The organism is Sulfitobacter faviae, from assembly GCF_029870955.1.
Lineage (GTDB): Bacteria > Pseudomonadota > Alphaproteobacteria > Rhodobacterales > Rhodobacteraceae > Sulfitobacter > Sulfitobacter faviae.
In genome coordinates, this window is sequence record NZ_PGFQ01000002.1 from 34,341 (window position 1) to 56,327 (window position 21,987).

Sequence of the window (21,987 nt, forward strand, 5' to 3'; positions counted from 1 at the left end):
GGGCTTTAGGCTGCCTTGCCGTCGAAGCCCTCAAGATAGGCCACGAGGATGTCGAGTGCGGCTTGCAGGTCGCCTTTCGACACCATCTCGGTCACCGTATGGATGTAGCGGGTGCCGACCACGATCCCCACGGCCCGCGCGCCAGCGGCAGCTTGCTGCGCCGCAGCACCGTCTTGTCCCCCTGCGGCAAGCATGGTGCGTTGGAAGGGGATGTCGCGCGCCTCGGCCAGTTTTTCGATGTCGCGCACGAGGTCCACATCGGCGATGAAGCTGCTGTCGCGGACGTGCAGGCCAAAGCCTTTACCGAGCCGCGTGGTAGAGAGATGCTCGGGCACGCCGGGCGTGTCACAGGCCAGCGTCGTGTCGATGCCAAGGCCGATGTCGGGCTGCACCTTATAGGCCGCCGTGCGCGCGCCCCGCAGGCCAACTTCTTCCTGACAGGTGAAGGCCACATGAATCTCCGCGCCACGCCCCTTATCGGCCAGCTTGCGGATCGCCTCGATCCCCAGCCAGCAGGCCACGCGGTTGTCGAGCGCTTTGGAGACGAACTGCTCACCCATCTCAAGAAAAGGCTCGTCCATGACGACGAAGTCGCCGACCTTGACGATCTCCTTCGCCTTCTCGCCCAGCCCGAGGTCGACGAAGAATTCCGAGACTTCGGGATCTTCTTGCGGTCTTCGGGGGAGGAGATGTGAATGGGCTTGCCGCCGGGGTTCATCACGCCCTTCAGATCGCCCTGATCGGTGCAGACCAGCACCCGGCGCGAGAAGAGGTTGCGCGGATCGAAACCGCCGACGGGCTGGAGGTATAGGAACCCGTCTTTCGACACATGGCTGACCAGAAAGCCGATCTCGTCCATATGGCAGAGCAGCATGATCTTGGGCGCCTTGCCGTCGCCCGCCGTCGCATCCCGGCGGCAGAGGAGGGAGCCCATGGCGTCGGTCTCCACATGGTCGAACAGCCCTTCGATCTCACGGGTGATCAGATCGCGCACGCGGTGTTCGCGCCCCGGAACGCCGGGGGTTTCGCAAAGGTCTTTGAGTAGGTCGATGTTCATGCTGGCCTCATCCTTGGTGATTTGGCCGCACTATCGCGCCGCGCCTGTCGAAGTGCAAACAGGCGCGGCGCGATGAGGCTGAGAGGGCAGGGGGTTACATCTGACCCGGCAGGAACAGCACCAGCGCGGGAAAGACGAGCAGCAGGATCAGCCGCAGGATATCGACAAGCCAGAACGGGGTGACCCCGCGAAAGATCGTGCCGGTGGAAACATCGCCGACCACCCCTTTAAGGACAAAGACATTGAGGCCGACCGGCGGGGTGATCAGGCTGATCTCGGTCACGACGACGACGATGATGCCGAACCAGACCGGATCGAAGCCAAGGCTCGTGACCAGCGGAAAGAAGATCGGCACCGTCAGCAGCAGCATCGACATGCTCTCGAAAATGCAGCCGAGCGCGATGTAGATTAGAAGGATCAGCCCCATCACCACCCAAGGCCCGAGGTCGAGCGCGGTGACGGTGGCCAGCAGCCCTTCGGGCAGCCCCGCGAGGTTCACGAAGTTGGAGAAGATCCACGCCCCGATCAACACCGAGAAGAGCGAGGCCGAGGTGAGCGTCGTCTCCTCCAGCACTTCACGCAGGCCCCGCCAGCTGAGCCCGCCGCGCGCCCAAGCGATGAGGAAGGCCCCCGCCGCCCCCATGCCCGCGGCCTCGGTCGGGGAGAAGGCGAGGTGGATCGGCCAGAAGTCCAAGACCCCATAGAGCCCGCCGATGACCAGCGCAAAAAGCGCCAGCACCGACCAGACGTGATTGAGCGCGCGCAGCCGCTCTCCCCATGTCGCGCGGGGGCCGGCGGGGCCGGCTTCGGGGTTCATGGCGACGGAAAAGCGCACCGCGCAGAGATAGAGCAGGATGCCCAATGCCCCCGGCACGATGCCCGCGATGAACAGCGCGCCGATGGAGGTCTCGGTCAGCAAGCCATAGATCACGAGGATCACCGACGGCGGGATCAGGATCCCGAGCGTGCCCCGGCGGCGATGGAGGCGGTCGAGAGGCTGTCGGAATAGCCGTATTTGCGCATCTCCGGCATGGCGACCTTGGACATCGTGGCGGCGGTGGCGAGCGATGAGCCGCAGATCGCGGCGAAGCCCCCGCAAGCGACGATGGTGGCCATCGCCAGACCGCCCCGGAAGTGGCCCAAAAAGGCGTTAGAGACTTGGTAAAGCTCGCGGCTGATCCCGCCTTTGTTGACGAAAAGCCCCATCAGGATGAAGAGCGGGATCACCGACAGCCCGTAGTCTTGGCTGGTGTCGATGATCAGCCGCGACACCATGGAGATCGATGCGCGGTAGCTGGTCTCATAGACCAGCCCGATCATCCCGACGAGGCCCATGGCAAAGGCAATCGGCAAGCGCAGCAAGACGAGGACGAAAACGGCGGCAAAGCCGATGGCAGAGGCGATCATGTGGCAGGGTCCAGAAGTTGCGGCGCAAAGAGGCGCAGAAGCCCGCGCAGGATCAGCACGACAGCGGTGAGATAGGTCATCACCGCGATGAACATGCCGATGTAGAAGGTCGGGATTTCAAGATATTCGGTCACGTCGCCATAGCTGAGCGCGCGGTAGGCGAGGTCGACGACCCGCCCCGCCGGAAACCACAGCATCACCCCGCAGCCCAAAGTCACCAGCCCGTCGCGCCAGCGTTGCAGCCCCCAGTTTTCAAAGGGGCGGTCCAAAAGATCGGCGGCGATATGCCCCTCGCGGCCCGACAGGACCGGCAGGGCAGAGAAAACGATCAGCGCGATGCCGATACGGATCAGCTCGGTCGCAGCTTCGATGGGCGCGTTGAAGACCGACCGCATGATGACATCGGCAAAGGTCAGCACCATCAGCGCGAAGAGCGCGAGAGAGGCCATCGTCATCGGCAGGGCCGAGAGGGCGGTGGTTAGGCGGATTAAAGAGCGCATGGCGGTTCCCTGGCTGGGGGCCGACCGCGTTTGCGCCCGGCCCCTTTGGCGGTGGGGGTTACTGGCTGGCCTTCGCCATTTCCTCACGCATCATCTCATAGGCGGCCTGTCCATCGACACCGGCCTCGTCGAGCTCTGCGATCACCTTGTCGCGCACCTTGGCGGCCATCTCGGCAAAGCGGGCTTGATCCTCTTCCGAGGCGGTGACGATCTTGTTGTCGCCCGCGGCCTCGGTCGCCTCACGCGCGTCAACGTCGCTCTGGTCCCAGACGGCACCCATCATGCGGCTCGCCGTCTCGCCAAAGACTTCGCTGTCGAGCTTTTGCTGCACGTCTTCGGGCAGGCTGTCGAAGGTCTCTTGGCTCATGATGACCGAGAAGGAACCGCGGTAGAAGCCGCCGGGCATCTCATAGACGTTCTTGGCCACTTCGTTGAGCTTGAAGCTGATCCGCTCGCCCATGTTCATGGCCACGGCATCGGCGGCCCCGGAATCGAGTGTTTCGTAAACCTTGGGCGCGGGCACCTGAATGCCGACGAGGCCAAGCTCCGCCCCACATCCGCCGAGACACCACCGCCGAGGCGGGTTTTCAGCCCTTGCAGATCGTCGAGGGTGTTGACCTCTTTGTTGGAGTGGATTTGCCCCGGCCCGTGGGTTGTGAGCGCGATCACCTTCACGCCGCGGTGCTCGTCCAATTCAGACAGCATCGCCTCATGCAGGCGCCAATGGGCGACCGATGCGGCCTCGGCGTTGCCTTCGTAGCCGGGGATTTCGACCAGTTTCGTGCCGACGAAACGACCGGGCGTGTAGCCGTGGAACAGAATGGCGATATCGGCGGCACCGTCCAGCAGCAGGTCCATCTGCGCGGGCGGCGGGGCGAGGCCGTTTTTCAACTCGGTCTCGATCAGCCCATCGCTGGCCTCGGCCATCATGTCGGTCAATTGGGTGAACATGCCGGTGTTGACCGGGTGGCTTGGCGGCAGCCATGTGGAAATGGTCAGCGTCTCGGCGGCGAAAGCGCCGGTCGCGGTGCAGAGCGCAAGCGCACTCGTCGTGAGAAACTTGGTGAATTTGGTCATTTTGGGCTCCTCCCCATACCGTTCGATATGCCTTGGCGGGGTTCTCCCAAACCCGTATAGCCAAGTATATGCTTTTTCATGTATTCACATTTACAGCACGATTGGAACCATTTTTTGCGCCCGGGGCAAGGGCGCTGATCAGCCGCGAAGATCGCCCGTGTCGTCCAAGGCGGCGAGGAGCGATTTCAGCGCCGGTTTCAACTGCGCCCCTCGTTGCCCTTCAGCATTTCCATCAAGGCCGCCTCATGGCGGCGCGCTTGCGGCACCAGTTCGGCGGCCAGCGCGCGGCCCGCGTCGGTCAGATACACCCGCACGCGGCGGCCATCGGCTGGATCGCTGCGGCGAAGCAGCAGGCCGCGTTCTTCCATCTGGGCGATGATCCGCGTGAGGCGGGATTGTTCGGCCAGCGCCCGGCGCGCGAGTTGCGTGATCATCGCGCCATCAGTGTCCGACAGGCAGGCCAACACGCGCCATTCCGGCACCCGCAGCCCCGCCTTGCGCACCTGCGCGTGGAACTGCGCGCTCGCCACATCGCTGGCCGCCGCCAACAGATACAGCAGGTAATCCGAGACGAATCCCCCCTCCTGACCCGTCTCCTTTTGGGCGGTTGCGTCGGTCTTTTGCTGCGTCACACCAATTAACCCTTTGATGGAAAGAGGGCTCCTTGCGCCTCGGCCTCTCTAAATGGCGGGCAAATTCGCGCTTGGCAAGAAAACCCTTGACCAAAACTATATGAAAAATCATATTGTTTGGCAGGGGAGGACATCACATGTCGAAGATCAACGCCATCGTGCGCAGGGTCACAGCGCTGACCGATCGCATCAGCGAATTCGAGATTGCAGCCGCCGACAGCAACCCGTTGCCGCATTGGGACGCCGGGGCGCATGTGCTTTTCGATCTGCCCGATGGCGACAGCCGCGCCTATTCCCTGATCACCTTCGATCCGATCCCCGAGGCCCCCGAAAGCTACCGCATCGCCGTTCAGCGCGAGCCCGAGGGCAAGGGCGGCTCGACCCATATGCACGGGCTGAAACCGGGGGCAGAGATCACCTGCGCCGCGCCAAAGAACGATTTCCCCCTGTCCCCGGACGCGCCCGCCGTGCTGCTGGCGGGGGGATTGGCATCACGCCGATGATCTCGATGGCGGCGACGCTCAAGGCCGCGGGGCAGGACTTCACCTTTCACTATACGGGCCGCAGCGCGCCCGTTATGGCCTACCGCGATGCCCTGCGCGAGAGTTTCGGCGAGGCGCTGCATCTGCATTGCGATGATGACGCGACGGCGCTCGACCTCGGCGCGGTGATCGACAGCCTTGGGCCCCAAGCGCATCTCTATGTCTGCGGCCCCAAAGGGTTGATCGAAGCGACCAAGGCGAAAGCCGAAGCCGCGGGCGTCGCCGCCGAGCGCATCCATTTCGAACTCTTCGACGCGCCGCAGGAGCAAGAGGGCGACAGCGCCTTTGAGGTTGAGGTTGCCTCAAGCGGGGAGGTTTTCACCATCCCCCCGGCCAGTCGATCATCGACGTGCTGGAGGCGGGCGGTGTCGATGTCATGTACGACTGCCAGCGCGGCGACTGCGGCATCTGCCAATGCGATGTGCTCAGCGGCACCCCCGATCACCGCGACGTGGTCCTGTCCGAGGCCGAGCGCGCGGCGGGCAATGTCATGCAAATCTGCGTCAGCCGCGCGAAATCTCCGCGCCTTGTGCTCGACATCTGAGGGAGGAACTCATGGGACGTTACGACAGCCCGGCGGCCTTGGCCGCCCTCGTGCAGCCACATCAGGTGCACCGCGATATCTACACCGACCCAGAGGTGTTCCAGCAGGAGATGAAGCATCTCTTCGCCAATGCCTGGGTCTTTGTCGGCCATGAAAGCCAGACCCCGAACAAGGGCGATTATTTCAGCACCCATATCGGCACCCAGCCCGTCATTCAGGTGCGCCATTCCACGGGCGACATCCATGTCCTGCTGAACCGCTGCCCCCACAAAGGCACCAAGATCGTGATCGACCGGCAGGGCAACACCGGCAAATTCTTCCGCTGCCCCTATCACGCATGGAGCTTCAAGACCGATGGCTGCCTCTTGGCGATCCCGCTTAAGAAGGGCTACCAGAACACCGGGCTGGAAGAGACCGACAGCGGCAAGGGGATGCGCAGCGTCGGCGATGTGAAAAACTACCGCGGCTTCATCTTTGCGCGGCTGGCCGAAGAGGGTATGAGCTTTGAAGAGTTCTTTGGCGAAAGCCTGTCCTCGCTCGACAATATGGTTGACCGCTCCCCCGCCGGACGGCTCGAAGTGGTCGGCCCGCCGCTGCGCTACATGCATCATTGCAACTGGAAGATGCTGGTCGAAAACCAGACCGACACCTGTCACCCGATGGTGGCGCATGAAAGCTCTGCCGGGACAGCGGTGAAGCTCTACGAAGAACTGGGCCTGCCCGAGGACGCGCCTAAACCCCCGCGATGGAGATCATCGCCCCCTTCATGTCGCCTTACGATTTCTTCGAAGGCATGGGCATCCGCACATGGCCCAACGGGCATGGGCACACTGGCGTAAACCACTCTATCCACTCGGATTATTCCGCCATCCCCGGTTATTTCGAAGCGCTCTGCGACAGCTATGGAGAGGAGAAGGCCAAGGCGATCCTCGATGAGAACCGCCACAACACGGTCTATTTCCCCAACATCATGATCAAGGGGCCGATCCAGCAATTGCGGGTCTTCATCCCCATCGCCGCCGACCGGACCGTGGTGGAAAGCTACATCTACCGCCTCGTCGACGCGCCCGATGAGCTGACCGCACGCACCGCGATGTACAACCGCATGATCAACGCGCCCACCTCCATCGTCGGCCATGACGATCTGGAGATGTACGAGCGCGCGCAGGAAGGGCTGATGGTCGACGGGCTGGAATGGGTGAACATCCAGCGCCTGATCGAAGAGGACGAAGACTTCGAGGTCGAAGCAGTCGAGAACGGCACAACCGAACGCCAGATGCGCAACCAATTCCACGCGTGGGTCAAGTTCATGACCATGGGCCAAAAGACGGAGGCGGCGGAATGACTGTGACGCGCGAAAGCCTGATCGACTTCATCTATGGTGAAGTCCGCATGTTGGACGAGGGGCGCTATACCGAATGGCTCAACCTCTGGCTGCCGGATGGGCATTATTGGATGCCGTTGGACTATCAGCAAAAAGACCCGATCAACGAGACCTCGTTGATGTATGAGGATATGTTCATGCTCAAGCTGCGCGTCGAACGTCTGAACGGCGCGCGCACCTTCAGCCAGAAACCCAAAAGCCGCTGCCACCATGTGATCCAGCGCCCTTTCGTGGATGAGATGGACACGGAGGCAGGGCGTTTCGTCACGACCACCTTCATGCATTACGTCGAAACCCGTTTGGACAAGCAGCAATTGCTCGCCGTCACCGCGCGGCATGAGTTGGCGCTGGTCGAGGGCGGCTCCGCATCGCCAACAAACGGGTCGATATCGTGAATTGCGACGCGGCCTTCCGCAACATCCAGTTGCTGCCATGATCGGGGCAGAGACTGGAACGGTCCACGCGGCCTTTGAAGACACCGCCGCGCGGCACCCCGAACGGGGCTTTCTGAATGTCCTGCCGGAAACGGCGGATATCTACGGCATCGCGGCGGGGGAGGTGAGTTATGCCGAAGCCGCGCGCGAGGTTGCCGCCCTGCGCAAGCGCATTTCGGCGGCGGGTTATCTGCCCGGCCAACGTGTCATGCTGCTGATGGAGAACCGCCCGGTCTTCTTCCTCTGGTGGCTGGCGCTGAACGGTCTGGGACTGTCGGTCGTGCCGGTGAACCCCGATCTGCGCGCGGCAGAGCTGAGCTATATGATCGACCATGCCGAGCCGGTCTTGGCCGTGGCGATCCCCGCGCGGGGTGAGGATCTGCGCGCGGCGGCACGGCAAGCGGGGCGCGACATGCCGGTGATCGCACCGGGGGATCCCTTGCCCGCGCCCGCAACGCGTGAGACCATCGCGACACGGCAAGGCGGGGCAGAGGAGGCCGAGGCCGCATTGCTCTACACCTCAGGCACCACCGGCCAGCCCAAGGGCTGCATCCTGACGAACACCTATTTCCTCGACGCCGGGCGGTGGTACGCTGACACCGGCGGGCTTTGCGCCCTCTCGCAAGACGGCGAGCGGATGATCACGCCGCTGCCGATCTTTCACATGAACGCGATGGCCTATTCCTTCATGGCGATGATCGCCGTGGGCGGCTGCCTGACCGCGCTCGACCGCTTCCACCCCCGCAGCTGGTGGGCCTCGGTCCGGGCCTCGGGGGCGACCTGTCTGCACTACCTTGGCGTGATGCCCTCGATGCTCATGGGGGCCGAAGCAAGCGAAGCCGACCGCGACCATGCCGTGCGCTTTGGCTTCGGCGCGGGGTGGACCCGAAACTGCACGCCGCCTTCGAGGCGCGTTTCGGTTTTCCATTGGTCGAGGCTTGGGCCATGACCGAAACCGGCGCGGGGGCCGTGATCTGCGCCAACCGCGAACCGCGCCGCGTGGGCGAAAGCTGCCTCGGCGCGCCCGAAGGGGGCTGGAGGTCCGGCTGCTCGACGATGCCGGGCAAGAGGCCGATCAAGGCGAATTGCTGGTGCGCCGCGCCGGTGCCGAACCCCGGCGCGGGTTCTTTGCGGGCTACTTCAAAAATGCCGAGGCCACGGATGAGGTTTGGGCGGGCGGTTGGTTCCACACCGGCGACATCGTGCGCCGCGCGCCGGATGGTGCGATGTATTTCGTCGACCGCAAGAAAAACGTGATCCGCCGCTCGGGCGAGAACATCGCGGCGGTCGAGGTGGAATCGACCCTGATGCGCCACCCCGCCGTGGCCAGCGCCGCCGTGGCCGCCGTGCCTGACGCGGTGCGCGGGGATGAGGTTTTCGCCTGTATCGTGCCAAAGGACGCCGGTGCTGACCCTGCCGTCTTGGCCCGTGAAATCACCGAATGGTGCCTGACCCAACTTGCCTATTACAAAGCCCCCGGCTTCATCGCCTTTGTTGAGGCGCTGCCGCTGACGGCGACGCAGAAACTCCAACGCGGGGTGTTGAAAACGCTGGCCGCCGACCTGCTGGACGATCCCGCCACGCAAGACCTGCGCGGGCTAAAGAAACGGACGGCGGCATGAGGCGCAGGGGCTATGACGGCGTCGTCCTCGCGGCGCCCACCTCGGTGCCCTATGCCCGCTACAGCAATGAGACCGCCCATTGGTGGATCGCCCGCGCGCTGCGCGCGATGCTGGGCAAGGCGGGGATCGCGCCGGGCGAACTGGACGGGTTCTCGGTCTCCAGCTTCTCGCTTGCGCCGGACACGCCGGTCGGGCTGACCCAGCATTTGGGGCTCAGCCCGCGTTGGCTTGATACCGTGCCGACGGGCGGGGCCAGCGGGCTCATCGCGCTGCGCCGCGCGGCGCGGGCGGTGCAGGCGGGCGACGTGGATCTGGTGGCCTGCGTGGCGGGGGACGCGAACCGGATCGACAGCTTTCGCAGCCTGCTCAGCGGCTTTTCGCGCTTTTCGATGGACGCAACCTTTCCCTATGGTTTCGGCGGCCCGAACGCGAGTTTCGCCCTGCTGATGGACCGCTACATGCAGGAATACGGCGCCACGCGAGAGGACTTTGGCCAAATTGCCGTGGCGCAACGCGCCAATGCGCTTTGCTATCCCGATGCGCTGATGAAAACCCCGCTGACGCTTGACCAATACCTGAATGCGCGCATGATCTCAGACCCCATCGCGCTGTTCGACTGCGTCATGCCCTGCGCCGGGGCCGAGGCGTTTTTGGTCATGCGCGAGGATGAGGCCCTGCGCCGCGACCTGCCCTTCGCGCGGATCAGCGGCACCATCGAGGGGCACAACGCCTACCCCGAAGACCCGATGCAACTGCGCGGCGGCTGGGGCGTGGATATCGGTGAGCTCTACGAGATGGCGGGCCATGGGCCGGAGGGGGTCGATCTGCTGCAAACCTATGACGACTACCCAGTGATCTCCATGATGCAGTTCGAAGACCTCGGGTTCTGCGCCAAGGGGGAGGGGGCCGCCTTTGCCCGGCGGCGGGATCTGACGATCCACGGCGATTTCCCCCACAACACCTCGGGCGGGCAGTTGTCGGTCGGCCAAGCCGGGGCCGCGGGCGGCTATCTGGGGCTGGTCGAGGCGATCCGGCAGGTGACCGGTCAGGCCGAGGGCACACAGGTGGCCAACGCCCGGCGGGCCTTGGTCTCGGGCTTTGGTATGATCAACTATGACCGGGGCGTCTGTTCTGCCGCGGCGATCATCGAAGGGGGCGCGCCATGACTGACCCACTGACCCCGCCCCGAAAGAAGAACCCGCAAAAGCGCAGCAGGGTGCCGACGCTGCCGCCCGCGCAGCGGTCGCGCGCGGCCCTCGGCCTTGCCATCGCCGCCGGGCGCGGCACCTTCGCCTTGCAACACTGCGCCGATTGTGGGGCGGTGCAATACCCCCCGCGCGATGCCTGCTGCAAATGCCTGTCCGTCGCGCTGGATTGGCGCGAGACGGACCGCGCGGGCGAGGTCTTGGCCGAAACCACGATCCGCGTCTCGCCCGACCCGTATTTTCGCGAGCGGCTGCCCTGGCGCATCGGCACGGTGCAACTGGCCGCGGGGCCGGTGGCGGTGTGCCATTTGCATGGCGAAGTCGGGCGCGGTGATGCGGTGCGGCTGGCGTTGAAACTGGACCGGGCCGGGCAGGGGGTCATGGTGGCCCTGCCGCGAGAGGGAAGCGAATTGATGCAAGACGATCCAATGCTGCGCGAAATGTCGAGCGATCCGAAACATCGGCGGGTGTTGATCACCGATGCCCGTTCGCCCTTGGCCCTGGCGCTGGCCCAAGCGCTTTTGAGCGCTGGCGCGGCGGAGATATTCCTGGGCGAGCCGGAACATTGGCGCCGGTGGGAAGGCCGCGCGGCCTTCGAGGGGATGGAGAGCGTCAGCCTCATGCCGCTTGATGTCACCGATGGGGCCTCCGTCTCGCGCCTCGCGGCAGAGATCGGTGGCAAGGTCGACATCCTGATCAACACCGCCCAATTCATCCGCCCCGGCGGGGTGCTGGGCAGTGACACGATCTTTGCCCGCGAGGGGATGGAGACCAATGTGCTGGGCCTGATGCGATTGGCGCAGGGCTTTGGCCCCGCGATGGCCGCGCGCACGGCAGATGGGGTGAACTCGGCGGTGGCTTGGGTCAATCTCTTGTCGGTCGGGGCCTTGGCACCCGAGGCGGGTTTCGGCGGTTTCGATGCCTCACAAGCGGCGGCGCGGTCGCTCAGCCAGACGATGCGGGCGGAATTTGCCGGATCGGGGCTGCGGGTGATGAATGTCTACACCGGCCCCGTTGATGACGAATGGCACCAACCTCTGCCGCCGCCCAAAGTCGCCCCCGCGCGCTGGCGCGGACAGTGGTTCGCGGGCTGGTCGATGGGTTGGAAGAGGTAGCCTGCGGTGACGTGGCCAAAGATGCGCTGGCCCGCTGGCTGGACGATCCGGCCTTGATGGAACGCGAAACGCGGGGGGCGGCGCATGAGCGATGCAATTACGACACTGGCCGAAGCACTGGCAAGCGGTGCGGCAAAGGTCGTCGATCTGACCCATCGGCTCGACCCGGACTTCCCGGTCATCGTCCTGCCGCCAGAGTTCGGCCAATGTGCGCGGTTCCGGATGGAGGAGGTTTCGGCCTATGATCACCGTGGACCGGCGTGGAAGTGGCATAACCTCACGCTGAACGAACACACCGGCACCCATTTCGATGCGCCCATTCACTGGGTCTCGGGCAAGGACGTGGCCCATGGCGCGGTGGATGAAATCCCGCCCGAAGCCTTCATCGGCCCTGTCGTGGTGGTCGACTGCTCGGCGGGGGCGGCGCAGAACGACGACTTTGAGCTGACGCCCGAGATCATCCGCGATTGGGAGGCCCAGCACGGGCCGATCCCCGCCGACGTTTGGGTGTTGATGCGCACCGATTGGTCGAAACGCAGCGGCGCGGATTACCTCAACATGCGCGAAGATGGCGCCCATTCGCCCGGCCCCACCCCCGCCGCCATCGAACTGCTGCTAGAGCGCGGCATTCGCGGCTTTGGCACGGAAACGGTCGGCACCGACGCGGGGCAGGGGATGCATTACGACCCGCCCTTCCCGGCGCATTACCTGCTGCATGGGGCGGGGAAATATGGGCTGCAATGCCTGTGCAACCTCGACCAACTGCCGCCCACCGGGGCCATGCTGATCGCACCGCCGCTTAAGATCAAAGGCGGCACCGGCAGCCCCTTGCGGGTACTGGCGCTGATACCGGGAGAAAGAGTATGACCGAATACACCGCCGTCATCACCGGGGCAGCAAGGGCATCGGCGCCGATCTGGCGCAGCGCCTGCTGGAACGCGGCTATCGCGTGATCTCGATCGCCCGAGGCAAGTCGGAATGGGAGGCGGAAGGCTGCGAGCATATCGAAGCCGACCTGCTCGACCCCGCCTCCGTCGCCGCCGTTGCTACGGATATCGCCGCGCGCCATGAGGTGACCCATCTGGTGCATAACGCGGGGCTGATCTGGCCCAATCTGGTTGAGGAGGCCAAGCCCGAAGACATCACCGGCCTTGCCCAACTGCACCTCGGTTCGGCCCTGACACTGCTGCAAGCCTTCCTGCCCGCGATGAAAGAAGGCGGCTTTGGCCGGGTGATGTTCAACGCCTCTCGCGCCGCCTTGGGTGCGCCGACGCGTACGGCCTATTCAGCCTCTAAAGCGGGGATGATCGGCATGGCGCGCACTTGGGCGCTGGAGCTTGCGCCGCATGGCATCACCGTCAATGTGGTGGCCCCCGGCCCGGTGCAGACGGATAACTTTTGGGGCATCATCCCGAAAGAAAGCGAACGCGAAGCGGCGCTGGCCAAGCGCATCCCCGTGGGGCGGTTGGGGCAGGTGGAGGACGTGACCAACGCCTTCCTCTTCTTCTGCGATCCGGCCAATAGTTTCGTCACCGGCCAGACGCTCTTCGTCTGCGGCGGGTCGAGCATCGGGACGCTGACGCTCTGACCCCTCAAGCTTAACCCTTGCGGAAATGTTGCACCAATTCAGGGACATAGGCATCGCCCGCGCCCTTTTCGACGACTTGGGATAGGGCGCGATAGACCCCATCGGCAATCTCGACCTGCGCGCCCGCTTGGGCGGACATCTGGCGGTAATAGTCGAAATCCTTCAGCGCATTGCTGATCGCGAAGGGCAGCGCCTCGCGGTCGCCGCTGGTGATGAAGGGCGACAGCCGATCAAGCGCGACACTGGCACCGCCGCCGCCCGCCAAGACATCCACGAAACTCTGCGGATCGATCCCCGCATCTGCCGATTGCGCAGCCGCCTCGGCCAGCAGGGACATGAAGCCGACCGAGACATAGTTGTGCAGCAGTTTCAGCCGATGGCCCGCGCTGACCGCGCCCACATGTTTGACCTCTTCGGTGAAGGCGGCGAGCACCGGAGAGACCTTTTCGACCGTGGCCGCGTCACCGCCGACGAGCAGGTTCAGCTTGCCCTCATGGGCAAACTGCGCGGTGCGGGTCATCGGCGCATCGACAAAATCGCCCCCCGCCGCCTTGACCGCCTCGGCCATCTTCAACGTCGAGGCGGGCAGGGAGGTCGAGCAATCGACGACCACAGCACCCGGCTTCAACCCCACGATGACGCCGCCCTCTCCGGTCAGGATCCCTTCGACCTGCGGCGAGCCGGTAACGCAGAGGATGATCACGTCGGATGCGGCCGCCAGATCGCTCAGACTGTCAAAGGCGGTGGCCCCCAGCCCGTCCAACTCATCGGTCGGCTGGTTGCCGGGGTGGTCGAAATAGCCAAGCGCAAAACCCCCGCGCCGCATCACGTTGCGGGCAATTCCGTGGCCCATCAGGCCGACACCGATCATACCGATTTTCATGGATTTTCCTTCGCTTGCCACCGCCACACTTGCGGCGGTTCCCTTGGGGAAAGTTCTAGCGATCCGCCCGGCACGGTGCAACGCGGCAGGGCCGGATTTTCTTGGTCAAACAGGGCTTTGTATATTTGAAACCGACAATTCGATTGATAGGAATGGCGCATTAATGGAATGAGGCTGAAATGACTTTGACCCGCGACCCCCACCAGATTGCCGAAACGCTTTACCACGGGCAGTTCTGCCCGATGTTCATCGACGGTCAGGACGTGCCCGCGTACTCCGGCGCGGTGATCGAGGTGAAAGATCCCGCCTCTGGCCGCAAGCTGGCGGAAGTGCCGCGCGGCGGGGCGCGGGATGTCGATCTGGCCGTGGATGCCGCGCGCCGGGCCTTCGAAGGCGTCTGGTCCACCTTCACCCCCTACGACCGGCAGGAGGTGCTGTTGCGCATCGCCGATGTGATGGAGCGAGATTGGGAGAAGCTCTGTGTCTCCGACACCGCCGACATGGGGCTGCCGCTGGCACGGACGCTCGGGAATAAGCGGCGGGTGATCGGGATGCTGCGCTTCTACGCAGGTCAGGCGGTGGCGCTGCATGGTGACGTGATCGAAAACTCGATCTCGCAGTCTATGCTGTCCTTCACCACCCGCGAGCCGGTCGGCGTGGTGGGCGCGATCATCCCGTGGAACGCCCCGACCGCCGCCTCGATCTGGAAAATCGCCCCGGCGCTGGCCACCGGCTGCACCGTGGTTCTGAAACCCTCCGAAGATGCGCCGCTGACGCCCTTGATGATCGCGCGGCTAATGCAAGAGGCGGGCGTGCCAGATGGCGTGGTCAATGTGGTCACCGGCACGGGCCGCGAGGCCGGGGCGCGGCTGGCCGAGCATCCGGACGTGAACAAGGTGGTCTTCACCGGCTCGACCGCGACCGGCAAGACCATCGCCCGGGCCGGGGTGGAGAACCTCAAGCGGATCACGTTGGAACTTGGGGGCAAGTCGCCGCTGATCATCTGCAAGGATGCCGACCTCGACAAGGCGGTGCCGGTGGCGGCGATGGCGGTCTATGCGCATTCGGGCCAGATCTGCATCGCGGGCTCGCGGCTCTTCGTGGCGCGGGAGATTCAGGATGAGTTTATCGAGAAGCTCACCGCCTTCGCGCGGGGGCTGAGGATCGGGCATGGCCTTGACGAAGGCACCGATCTCGGCCCGCTCATCAATGCCGTGCAGACCGAGAAGGTCGAAGACTATATCGCCAAGGGCGAGGCCGAGGGCGCGCGGCTGGTCACCGGCGGTGGTCGGCCCGAGGGGGCGGGCTACGCGGGCGGCAACTTCCTCGAACCGGTGATCTTTGCCGATGTGAAAGACGAGATGACCATCGCGCGGGAGGAGATTTTCGGCCCCGTGATCTCGGTCCTGCCCTTCGACACGATGGAGGAGGTCGTGACCCGCGCCAATGCCACGCCCTACGGGCTGGCGGCGGGATCTTCACCCGCGATCTCGGGGTGGCGCATCGGTCGGTGAAGAAGCTGAAGGCCGGATCGGTCTGGGTGAACATGTACCACGCGATCGACCCGGCGGTGCCCTTTGGCGGGCTGAAGATGTCGGGCTACGGCAAGGAGGGTGGCGTGGAGCACCTGCAGGCGTATCTGGATACCAAGGCGGTTTGGATTCAGACGGAGTGATTGAACGCTGAGGGCAGCGCCGGCCCGCGGGGTGGTGCTGCCCGGCTTTTAGCCGGGCGGAACCTAGTTAGAAGCCGCTGATGCTCGGTAGCCAAGTGCTCAAAGCTGGCACAAACGTCAGCAACATCAACACGACGAAATTCGCCAAAAAGAACGGCGGCATCTCGCGGATCAGTGCGGCGGGCTTCAGGTTCACCGCCGAGGAGACCACGAAGATCAGGCTCCCCACCGGCGGCGTCGTCAGCCCCAGCGTCAGATTCACGATCACCACGATGGCAAAATGATCCGGCGCGATGCCGAGCGCGTGACTGATCGGCGCGAGGATCGGGACGAGGATCATCACCCCCGGCAGCGGATCCATGAAGAGGCCGAAGAGCAGCAACAGCACATTGACCGCCAAGAGAAACAGGATCGGCGAAAGCTCCCACGCGATGATCGTCTCGGCCAGAAACTGCGGCACGCCTTCGATCACCAAGACCCATGCGAAAGCCCGCGCGGCCCCAAGGATCAGCAACACCGCGGATGAGATCAGCGCCGCGCGTAGGATCAACCCCGGCAAATCGCGCAGGCGCAAAGCGCGGTAGACGAAGAACCCGCAAAACAGCGCATAGAACACGGCGATGACCGACGCTTCGGTCGGGGTGAAAATGCCACCCCGGATACCGCCAACGATCAGCACGATCAGCCCAAGCGCGGGCAGCGCCATCAGGCTGTTGCGCCACATCTGCGCACGCTCGGGCCGGGCCTCATCGCTGCGGTAATCGCGTTTCCAACTGACCCAACCGTTGGCCGCAAGGCTCCCTCCGGCGAGCAGCAGCCCCGGAATGACACCCGCCATGAACAGGGACCCGACCGAGACTTCCTGATCCTGCAAGGCATAGATAATCATCACGATCGAAGGCGGGATGATCGGCCCCACCACGGCGGAAGAGATCGTTAACGCCCCGGCGTAGGAGCGGTCGTAGCCGCCTTTCTCCATCATGCGGATCATCATCGCGCCGGGGCCCGCCGCATCGGCCAGGGCCGAGCCGGAGATGCCTGCGAACATGGTCGAAGAGATCACATTGGCATAGCCCAGCCCCCCGCGCAGATGGCCCACGAATTGCGCCGCGAAACGCAAAAGCGTGTGGGTGATCGCCCCGCCGGTCATGATCTCGGCGGCGAGGATGAAGAAGGGCACGGCCAGCAGTGGAAAACTGTCGAGGCCCGAGAACATCTCCTTCACCACCACGATCTGCGGGTAGGAACTGCCCAGACCGATGGCGGCAAAGACGGAAATGGCCATGGCAAAGGCGACGGGCAGCCCCAGCACCATGAGCACGAAAAGCGAGATGAAGAGGATCTCAGCCATTGGCGGCTCCCGGCATGTTTTCGGTCTGACCTTCGGGCTGGTGATAGCGGCCCGCCATGATGAAGGGCCGTGCGATCAGCAACAGATGTACGATCAGCAGCGTGAATCCGACCGGCATGGCGGCATAGACATAGCGGAACGACAGGCGCATCGCCGGGGTCATCTGATACTGTGCGCGCTGCATATAGTCCCAGCCGACTTTGACCATGAAGGCAAAGAAGAACAGCAAAATCAAAATGATGACCCCGCGCAGGATGCGCTGCATCCGCGTGTTCATCACATCATGCAGATTGGTGATGGCCACATGGCCGCCCTGCCGCAGGGCAAGGCCAGCCCCCAGAAAGGCCATCCAAATCATCAGGTAACGGGCGGATTCATCGGACCACGACAGCGAATGGTTGGTGCTGAACCGCAGGGCGACATTGGCCCCCACGACCAAGACCATCCCCGTCAAACAGGCGATCACCACGGCGGCGTTCACCTTGACGAATAGCTGTTCCAATCTGCGCATGGTTTCCCTCCCGTGCAAAACGGCCGGAAGCACTGCTCCCGGCCGTCCGTCTTTCCGTCGCGGCGCTTACTCGGTCGCGGCGATCTGGTCGATCAGCTCTTTGCCGTAGGTCTCGTAGTACCCCTCATAGGCGCTCTCGATGGAGGCGCGGAAAGCGGCCTTCTGCTCTTCGCTCAGTTCGTTCACTTCCATGCCGCGCTCTTTCAGCGTCTCGACACCGCTTTGCTCCACGTCATCGACGAAGGCGCGCATGGCGGAGACGGCCTCGGTCGCGCCTTTCTCGAAGGCGGCTTTGTCTTCATCAGACAGACCCTCCCAGAAGGGTTTGGAGACCAGCAGCATGGCGGGCGAATAGACGTGGCCCGAGAGGGTCAGGTACTTCTGCACCTCGTCGAGCTTCACGGAGACGATCACCGAGAGCGGATTTTCTTGCCCGTCGATGGTGCCCTGTTGCAGCGAGCTGATCACCTCGGGCCAGGCCATCGGCGTGGGGGCGGCACCAGCGGCGTTGAAGGCTTCGAGGTGCACCGGGTTTTCCATGGTGCGCAGCTTCATGCCCGCGATGTCTTCGGGTGTCTCAATGGCGTTGCGGTTGTTGGTGATGTGGCGGAAACCCTGTTCGCCCCAAGCCAAGGCCACCATGCCCGCGCCGTCGAACTCAGCCAAGATGTCCTGACCGATCGGCCCGTCAAGCACGCGGCGCGCGTGGTCGAGGCTGCGGAACAGGAAGGGGATGTCGGTCACACCGGTGGCGGGGACGAAGTTGCTCAGCGTGCCGGTGGAGACGATGGTCGCCTCGACGGTGCCCAGTTGCAGGCCTTCGACGACCTCGCGCTCACCGCCCAGACCGGAGGAGGGGAAATGGCGGAAGCTGAACTTGCCGTCGGTCTCGGCCTCGACGACCTTTTGCCACTTCTGCGCCGCGACGCCGTAGTGGCTGTCGGGGCAAGGGCGTAGCCGATCTTGACTTCGGTCTCGGCGCTCAGGGCTCCTCCGGTGAGCGCGCCCAAAGTGGCGAAAATTGCGGTGGGCTTGGTGATTTTGAACATTTTGTATCCTCCAGCGATCTTATTAACAAGGTCACGAAAACTGCTAGCGGCGGATGTTCAGAATGGCAATGGGGGTGGGGCGCTTTGTGGACAATGAATCCACAGCAAAGCGCCGCTAAATTTCCGTGACGATATGATCGGGCGCGATGCCCGAGCTTTGGATCGCCGCAGCAACCTCCAACCCCAAGAGGGAGCCGTGGCCGGTGACCAGTGCCGTGGCGAAACCCGCCTGCGCGCCGCCGAGGATGTCGGTGTGCAGCGTGTCGCCGACCATCAGCACGCGCGCCGGATCGACGGGCTTTGCCCGAGCGAGGGCCAGATCGAAGATATCGGGGAAGGGCTTGCCGCAGAAATGCACCGCCACACCGGTCGCGTCGATCAGACGATGCGCGAACCAGCCGGGTTCGAGCGAAAGACCATCCTCACGCGGGGCGACGAGATCGGGGTTGCCGACGAAGACGGGCCGGGGCTGGCGTTTCAGACTGGCCTCCAACAGGGCCTGCCGCGCCTCAGTCCACCCATCCGCCCCGACGAGGAGGAACCCTTCGGCCCGGTCATAGACTGCCGGATCATCCGCCAGAACGGTCGCGCCGAGGTCGGCGATCTCTCCCATGTCCTTATCGGGATTCAGCATCACGCCCCATCGGCGCGCGGGCTCTTCGGCGACGCGGTGCAGCAGCGCCTCGCGGCTGGTGACCACCTCGTCGGCTGCGAAATCAAAGCCAAGCCGCGCGTAGCGGTCCATCATATGCCCCTTGGGATAGGCGGCGGAGTTGCTGACGACCATGACCGATTTGCCCATCTCGCGCAGAGCGGCGATGGTCTGCGCGGCCCCCGTGATCGCGGTTTCGCCGACGTTCAGCACGCCATAGGCGTCGAACAGGATCAACTCATAGGGCGCGACGATATCGAGGAAACGGGCGGCCTCCGCCCCATGGCCAAGCTTGTCGCAGGCGGGCAGGCGGGGGCGCAGGCGCTGGTATTCGGCCAGCGCCTGCGCAGAGTCTATGGCGAGACTCACAGGATGCGGCGGCGCAGGAAGGCCGAGATCACCTCACCGATGATCACCAACACGATGATCGCGATGAGGATCGTGGCGACCTCGGGCCAGTTGAAGGTGTCGATGGCACCTTGCAGGATGATCCCGATGCCGCCCGCGCCGACGAGGCCCAGAACGGTTGATTCGCGCAGGTTGATGTCCCACCGCAGGATCGAGACAGCCCAGAAGGTCGGCATGACCTGCGGCACGATGGCATAGGCGATGACCTTGAAGCGTGATGCGCCGGTGGCCTCCAGAGCCTCCACGGGGCGGCGGTCGATCTCCTCGATCGCCTCGCCCAGAAGCTTGCCGATGAAGCCAATGGAGCGGAACATGATCGCGAGGATCCCCGCCACTACGCCGGGGCCGAAGATCGCCACGAAGAGAAGCGCCCAGATGATCGTGTTCACCGACCGCGAGGTCACGAGAATGAGCCGCCCGAGCCAGAGCGTGGCCCGATTGGGCGTGGTGTTTTGGGCCGCGATATAGGCCACCGGCAGTGACAGCAGCACCGCAAAGGTGGTCGCGAAAGTGGCGATGTTCACCGTGTCCCAAAGCACCTTGAGGATGGTGTCGAGGTTGCTGGGGTCGGGCGGATACATGCGACCGAAAAGGTCGCCAATCTGCTCGGGCGCGCCCCAGACCCAGGCCCAAATGACCTCGATCGAAGTGAGCGCCCATGCGATGGCGAGGGCGCAGCCCAGAAGCACGCCGTAGCGCGTGAGGCGTTGGCGCAGGGTGAAACGGGTCCAGTCGTCGCGGCCGAATTTCTCTGCAATCGTCGTCATTGGATGCGCTTTCTGATCACGCCGCTGACGGCTTCGGAAACAAGGATGACACCGACGATGACCATAGTGATCGCCAGCGCGAAGTCATAGTCGTAGCGGCCAAAGGCATTGGCGAGCGTCGCCCCGATGCCGCCCGCGCCGACGATGCCCACCACCGCTGAGGCGCGCAGGTTGCTGTCGAGCTGATAGATCGTGAGACCGATTTGCCGCGGCATGATCTGGGGAAAGATCGCGTAGACGAGGGTCGAGAAATAGGGCGCACCGGCGGCCCGCATTGCCTCCACCTGACCGAAGTCGATCTCCTCGATCCGTTCGGCCAGCATCTTGGCGACGAAGCCGATGGAATAGACGATCAGCGTCAGCACACCCGCAAAGGGGCCAAAGCCCACGGCCTTGACGAAGAGGATCGCCACGATCACCGGGTGAAAGCTGCGCGCCACGATGATGATGGCGCGGCCAAGGTAGAAGATCGGCTTGGGTGCCACGTTGCGCGCGGACATGAAAGCGATGGGGATCGACAAAAGCACGCCGCCCGCGGTGGCGAGGATGGCGATCTTGAGGCTCTCAAGAAAACCGTCGATCAACAGGCCCGAGCGTTCGAAACTGGGCGGGAAGGCCCCGCCGAAGATGCGCCCGGCGCGCCCCAGCCCTTCGGCGACGCGGTTCCAGTCAATCGGCATGGTCAGACCGACCCAACCGAAATAGGCCACCGCGCCCAAGATCACCGCCCACCGCAGCACCGGGTTGGCGATGAAGGGTGGTTTTTTCCAACTGTCCCGCGGCGCGCTCATGCCGCGGCCCCATCTTTGGCGCGGTCCGCATGGGGGCTGCCCGCGTAGATCTGATCCATCGCCGCTTGGTCGAGCTTGCTCGGCTTGTCGTCGAAGATGATCCGGCCATAGCGCATGCCGACGATACGGTCGGTGTATTCCTTGGCCTCGGTCACGTTGTGGATGTTGATCAGCACCGGCAGTTTCAGCTCCCCGGCCAGATCGCGCAGCAGGCCCATGATCTGCTCTGACGTTTTGGGGTCGAGCGAGGCGGTCGGCTCATCCGCCAGCAGAATGTCCGGGTCTTGCATCAGCGCGCGGACCACGCCGACGCGCTGGCGTTCACCGCCCGAAAGCTGGTCGGCGCGGGTGTTGGCATATTGCGCGATGCCGACACGCTCCATCAGCTCATAGGCGCGGCGGATGTCGGCTTTGGGATAGCGGCGGGTCACGGCGGACCATGTCGAGATGTAGCCCAAGCGACCGGACTGGACGTTCTCCATCACCGTGAGGCGGTCGACGAGGTTGAAGCCCTGAAACACCATGCCGATCTTGCGCCGCGCGGCGCGCAGGTTTTTGCCGCGCAGGTTGGTCAGTTCGGTGCCGTTGAGCATGATCGACCCCGAGGTCGGCTCCACCAGTCGGTTGATGCAGCGCAGCAGCGTCGATTTGCCCGCGCCGGAGGAACCGATGATCGAAACGACGCTTTCGCCCTCGATCGTCAGGTCGAGGTTCTTCAGCACCGGATCACCGCTGCCATAGCGTTTCACGAGGTCGGAGATTTTCAGCATTTAATGTACCTTAAACGTGGGGC

The 21,987-nt window shown here is 64.1% G+C and carries 22 protein-coding genes and 4 pseudogenes; 12 read left to right on the top strand and 14 right to left on the bottom strand.

Annotated elements, in window-relative coordinates; translation table 11 throughout:
- Positions 1 to 5: 5 nt before the first annotated feature.
- The 6 genes and pseudogenes from CUR85_RS16705 to CUR85_RS20370 form a co-directional block, all read right to left on the bottom strand.
- A pseudogene (locus CUR85_RS16705) lies at positions 6 to 1,057 on the bottom strand (M42 family metallopeptidase).
- 94 nt (positions 1,058 to 1,151) lie between these two features.
- Positions 1,152 to 2,464: pseudogene (locus CUR85_RS16710) on the bottom strand (TRAP transporter large permease).
- Complete coding sequence (locus CUR85_RS16715; protein ID WP_067266537.1) at positions 2,461 to 2,964, bottom strand: TRAP transporter small permease; 504 nt, start codon at positions 2,962 to 2,964, stop codon at positions 2,461 to 2,463. The pseudogene CUR85_RS16710 and the gene CUR85_RS16715 overlap by 4 nt, the downstream one beginning before the upstream one ends.
- 58 nt (positions 2,965 to 3,022) lie before the next feature.
- Positions 3,023 to 3,487: a type 2 periplasmic-binding domain-containing protein gene (locus CUR85_RS20360; protein WP_343245480.1), complete on the bottom strand. Its 465-nt coding sequence runs from the start codon at positions 3,485 to 3,487 to the stop codon at positions 3,023 to 3,025.
- Entirely contained in the window at positions 3,427 to 4,041 is a 615-nt protein-coding gene (locus CUR85_RS20365; protein ID WP_343245481.1) for a type 2 periplasmic-binding domain-containing protein, read from the bottom strand. Before CUR85_RS20365 ends, CUR85_RS20360 begins: the two co-directional genes overlap by 61 nt.
- 197 nt (positions 4,042 to 4,238) lie before the next feature.
- Positions 4,239 to 4,673: a MarR family winged helix-turn-helix transcriptional regulator gene (locus CUR85_RS20370; RefSeq protein ID WP_280322906.1), complete on the bottom strand. Its 435-nt coding sequence runs from the start codon at positions 4,671 to 4,673 to the stop codon at positions 4,239 to 4,241.
- Positions 4,674 to 4,810: 137 nt separating this feature from the next.
- On the opposite strand from CUR85_RS20370, the gene CUR85_RS16730 reads away from it, so the two are divergent.
- From CUR85_RS16730 to CUR85_RS16780, 11 genes are all read left to right on the top strand, one after another.
- Positions 4,811 to 5,176 (top strand): ferredoxin reductase domain-containing protein, encoded by a 366-nt coding sequence (locus CUR85_RS16730; RefSeq protein ID WP_280322907.1) that lies wholly within the window; start codon positions 4,811 to 4,813, stop codon positions 5,174 to 5,176.
- Positions 5,177 to 5,564: 388 nt separating this feature from the next.
- Complete coding sequence (locus CUR85_RS16735) at positions 5,565 to 5,759, top strand: 2Fe-2S iron-sulfur cluster-binding protein (protein ID WP_280322908.1); 195 nt, start codon at positions 5,565 to 5,567, stop codon at positions 5,757 to 5,759.
- An 11-nt stretch (positions 5,760 to 5,770) separates the two neighbouring features.
- Positions 5,771 to 6,598, top strand: a complete 828-nt coding sequence (locus CUR85_RS16740) for a Rieske 2Fe-2S domain-containing protein (RefSeq protein WP_280322909.1) — start codon at positions 5,771 to 5,773, stop codon at positions 6,596 to 6,598.
- Positions 6,526 to 7,104 (top strand): SRPBCC family protein, encoded by a 579-nt coding sequence (locus CUR85_RS16745; protein WP_280322910.1) that lies wholly within the window; start codon positions 6,526 to 6,528, stop codon positions 7,102 to 7,104. Before CUR85_RS16740 ends, CUR85_RS16745 begins: the two co-directional genes overlap by 73 nt.
- Positions 7,101 to 7,538 (top strand): aromatic-ring-hydroxylating dioxygenase subunit beta, encoded by a 438-nt coding sequence (locus CUR85_RS16750; protein WP_280322911.1) that lies wholly within the window; start codon positions 7,101 to 7,103, stop codon positions 7,536 to 7,538. Before CUR85_RS16745 ends, CUR85_RS16750 begins: the two co-directional genes overlap by 4 nt.
- 37 nt (positions 7,539 to 7,575) lie before the next feature.
- Entirely contained in the window at positions 7,576 to 8,526 is a 951-nt protein-coding gene (locus tag CUR85_RS16755; RefSeq protein ID WP_280322913.1) for an AMP-binding protein, read from the top strand.
- A complete protein-coding gene (locus CUR85_RS16760) occupies positions 8,516 to 9,199 on the top strand; it encodes an AMP-binding enzyme (RefSeq protein ID WP_280322914.1) in 684 nt (227 codons plus the stop codon). The genes CUR85_RS16755 and CUR85_RS16760 overlap by 11 nt, the downstream gene beginning before the upstream one ends.
- The gene (locus CUR85_RS16765; RefSeq protein WP_067266520.1) at positions 9,196 to 10,365 is read left to right on the top strand and encodes a thiolase family protein; all 1,170 of its coding nucleotides are present in this window, start codon (positions 9,196 to 9,198) and stop codon (positions 10,363 to 10,365) included. The genes CUR85_RS16760 and CUR85_RS16765 overlap by 4 nt, the downstream gene beginning before the upstream one ends.
- The gene (locus CUR85_RS16770) at positions 10,362 to 11,519 is read left to right on the top strand and encodes an SDR family NAD(P)-dependent oxidoreductase (RefSeq protein WP_280322915.1); all 1,158 of its coding nucleotides are present in this window, start codon (positions 10,362 to 10,364) and stop codon (positions 11,517 to 11,519) included. Before CUR85_RS16765 ends, CUR85_RS16770 begins: the two co-directional genes overlap by 4 nt.
- Positions 11,520 to 11,603: 84 nt before the next feature.
- Entirely contained in the window at positions 11,604 to 12,386 is a 783-nt protein-coding gene (locus CUR85_RS16775) for a cyclase family protein (RefSeq protein ID WP_067266514.1), read from the top strand.
- Between the two features lie 82 nt (positions 12,387 to 12,468).
- A complete protein-coding gene (locus tag CUR85_RS16780; protein ID WP_280322916.1) occupies positions 12,469 to 13,107 on the top strand; it encodes an SDR family NAD(P)-dependent oxidoreductase in 639 nt (212 codons plus the stop codon).
- A gap of 10 nt (positions 13,108 to 13,117) precedes the next feature.
- Here CUR85_RS16780 and CUR85_RS16785 read toward each other — a convergent pair whose 3' ends face one another.
- Complete coding sequence (locus tag CUR85_RS16785) at positions 13,118 to 14,011, bottom strand: NAD(P)-dependent oxidoreductase (RefSeq protein WP_269451600.1); 894 nt, start codon at positions 14,009 to 14,011, stop codon at positions 13,118 to 13,120.
- A gap of 158 nt (positions 14,012 to 14,169) precedes the next feature.
- On the opposite strand from CUR85_RS16785, the pseudogene CUR85_RS16790 reads away from it, so the two are divergent.
- Positions 14,170 to 15,665: pseudogene (locus tag CUR85_RS16790) on the top strand (aldehyde dehydrogenase family protein).
- A 67-nt stretch (positions 15,666 to 15,732) separates the two neighbouring features.
- On the opposite strand, the gene CUR85_RS16795 reads toward CUR85_RS16790, so the two are convergent.
- From CUR85_RS16795 to phnC, 7 genes and pseudogenes are all read right to left on the bottom strand, one after another.
- Entirely contained in the window at positions 15,733 to 17,016 is a 1,284-nt protein-coding gene (locus tag CUR85_RS16795) for a TRAP transporter large permease (protein ID WP_067266506.1), read from the bottom strand.
- Positions 17,009 to 17,527 carry a TRAP transporter small permease gene (locus CUR85_RS16800; RefSeq protein ID WP_067266504.1) on the bottom strand — a complete coding sequence of 173 codons (519 nt, stop codon included), beginning with the start codon at positions 17,525 to 17,527 and terminating at the stop codon, positions 17,009 to 17,011. Before CUR85_RS16800 ends, CUR85_RS16795 begins: the two co-directional genes overlap by 8 nt.
- Before the next feature lie 66 nt (positions 17,528 to 17,593).
- Positions 17,594 to 18,576: pseudogene (locus tag CUR85_RS16805) on the bottom strand (TRAP transporter substrate-binding protein).
- A 115-nt stretch (positions 18,577 to 18,691) separates the two neighbouring features.
- Entirely contained in the window at positions 18,692 to 19,597 is a 906-nt protein-coding gene (locus CUR85_RS16810; RefSeq protein ID WP_067266500.1) for an HAD-IIA family hydrolase, read from the bottom strand.
- Positions 19,594 to 20,403 (bottom strand): phosphonate ABC transporter, permease protein PhnE, encoded by an 810-nt coding sequence (gene phnE, locus CUR85_RS16815; RefSeq protein WP_067266492.1) that lies wholly within the window; start codon positions 20,401 to 20,403, stop codon positions 19,594 to 19,596. Before phnE (CUR85_RS16815) ends, CUR85_RS16810 begins: the two co-directional genes overlap by 4 nt.
- The gene (phnE, locus tag CUR85_RS16820; RefSeq protein WP_067266491.1) at positions 20,400 to 21,194 is read right to left on the bottom strand and encodes a phosphonate ABC transporter, permease protein PhnE; all 795 of its coding nucleotides are present in this window, start codon (positions 21,192 to 21,194) and stop codon (positions 20,400 to 20,402) included. The genes phnE (CUR85_RS16815) and phnE (CUR85_RS16820) overlap by 4 nt, the downstream gene beginning before the upstream one ends.
- Complete coding sequence (phnC, locus tag CUR85_RS16825; RefSeq protein WP_067266488.1) at positions 21,191 to 21,964, bottom strand: phosphonate ABC transporter ATP-binding protein; 774 nt, start codon at positions 21,962 to 21,964, stop codon at positions 21,191 to 21,193. Before phnC ends, phnE (CUR85_RS16820) begins: the two co-directional genes overlap by 4 nt.
- Between the last annotated feature and the right edge of the window lie 23 nt (positions 21,965 to 21,987).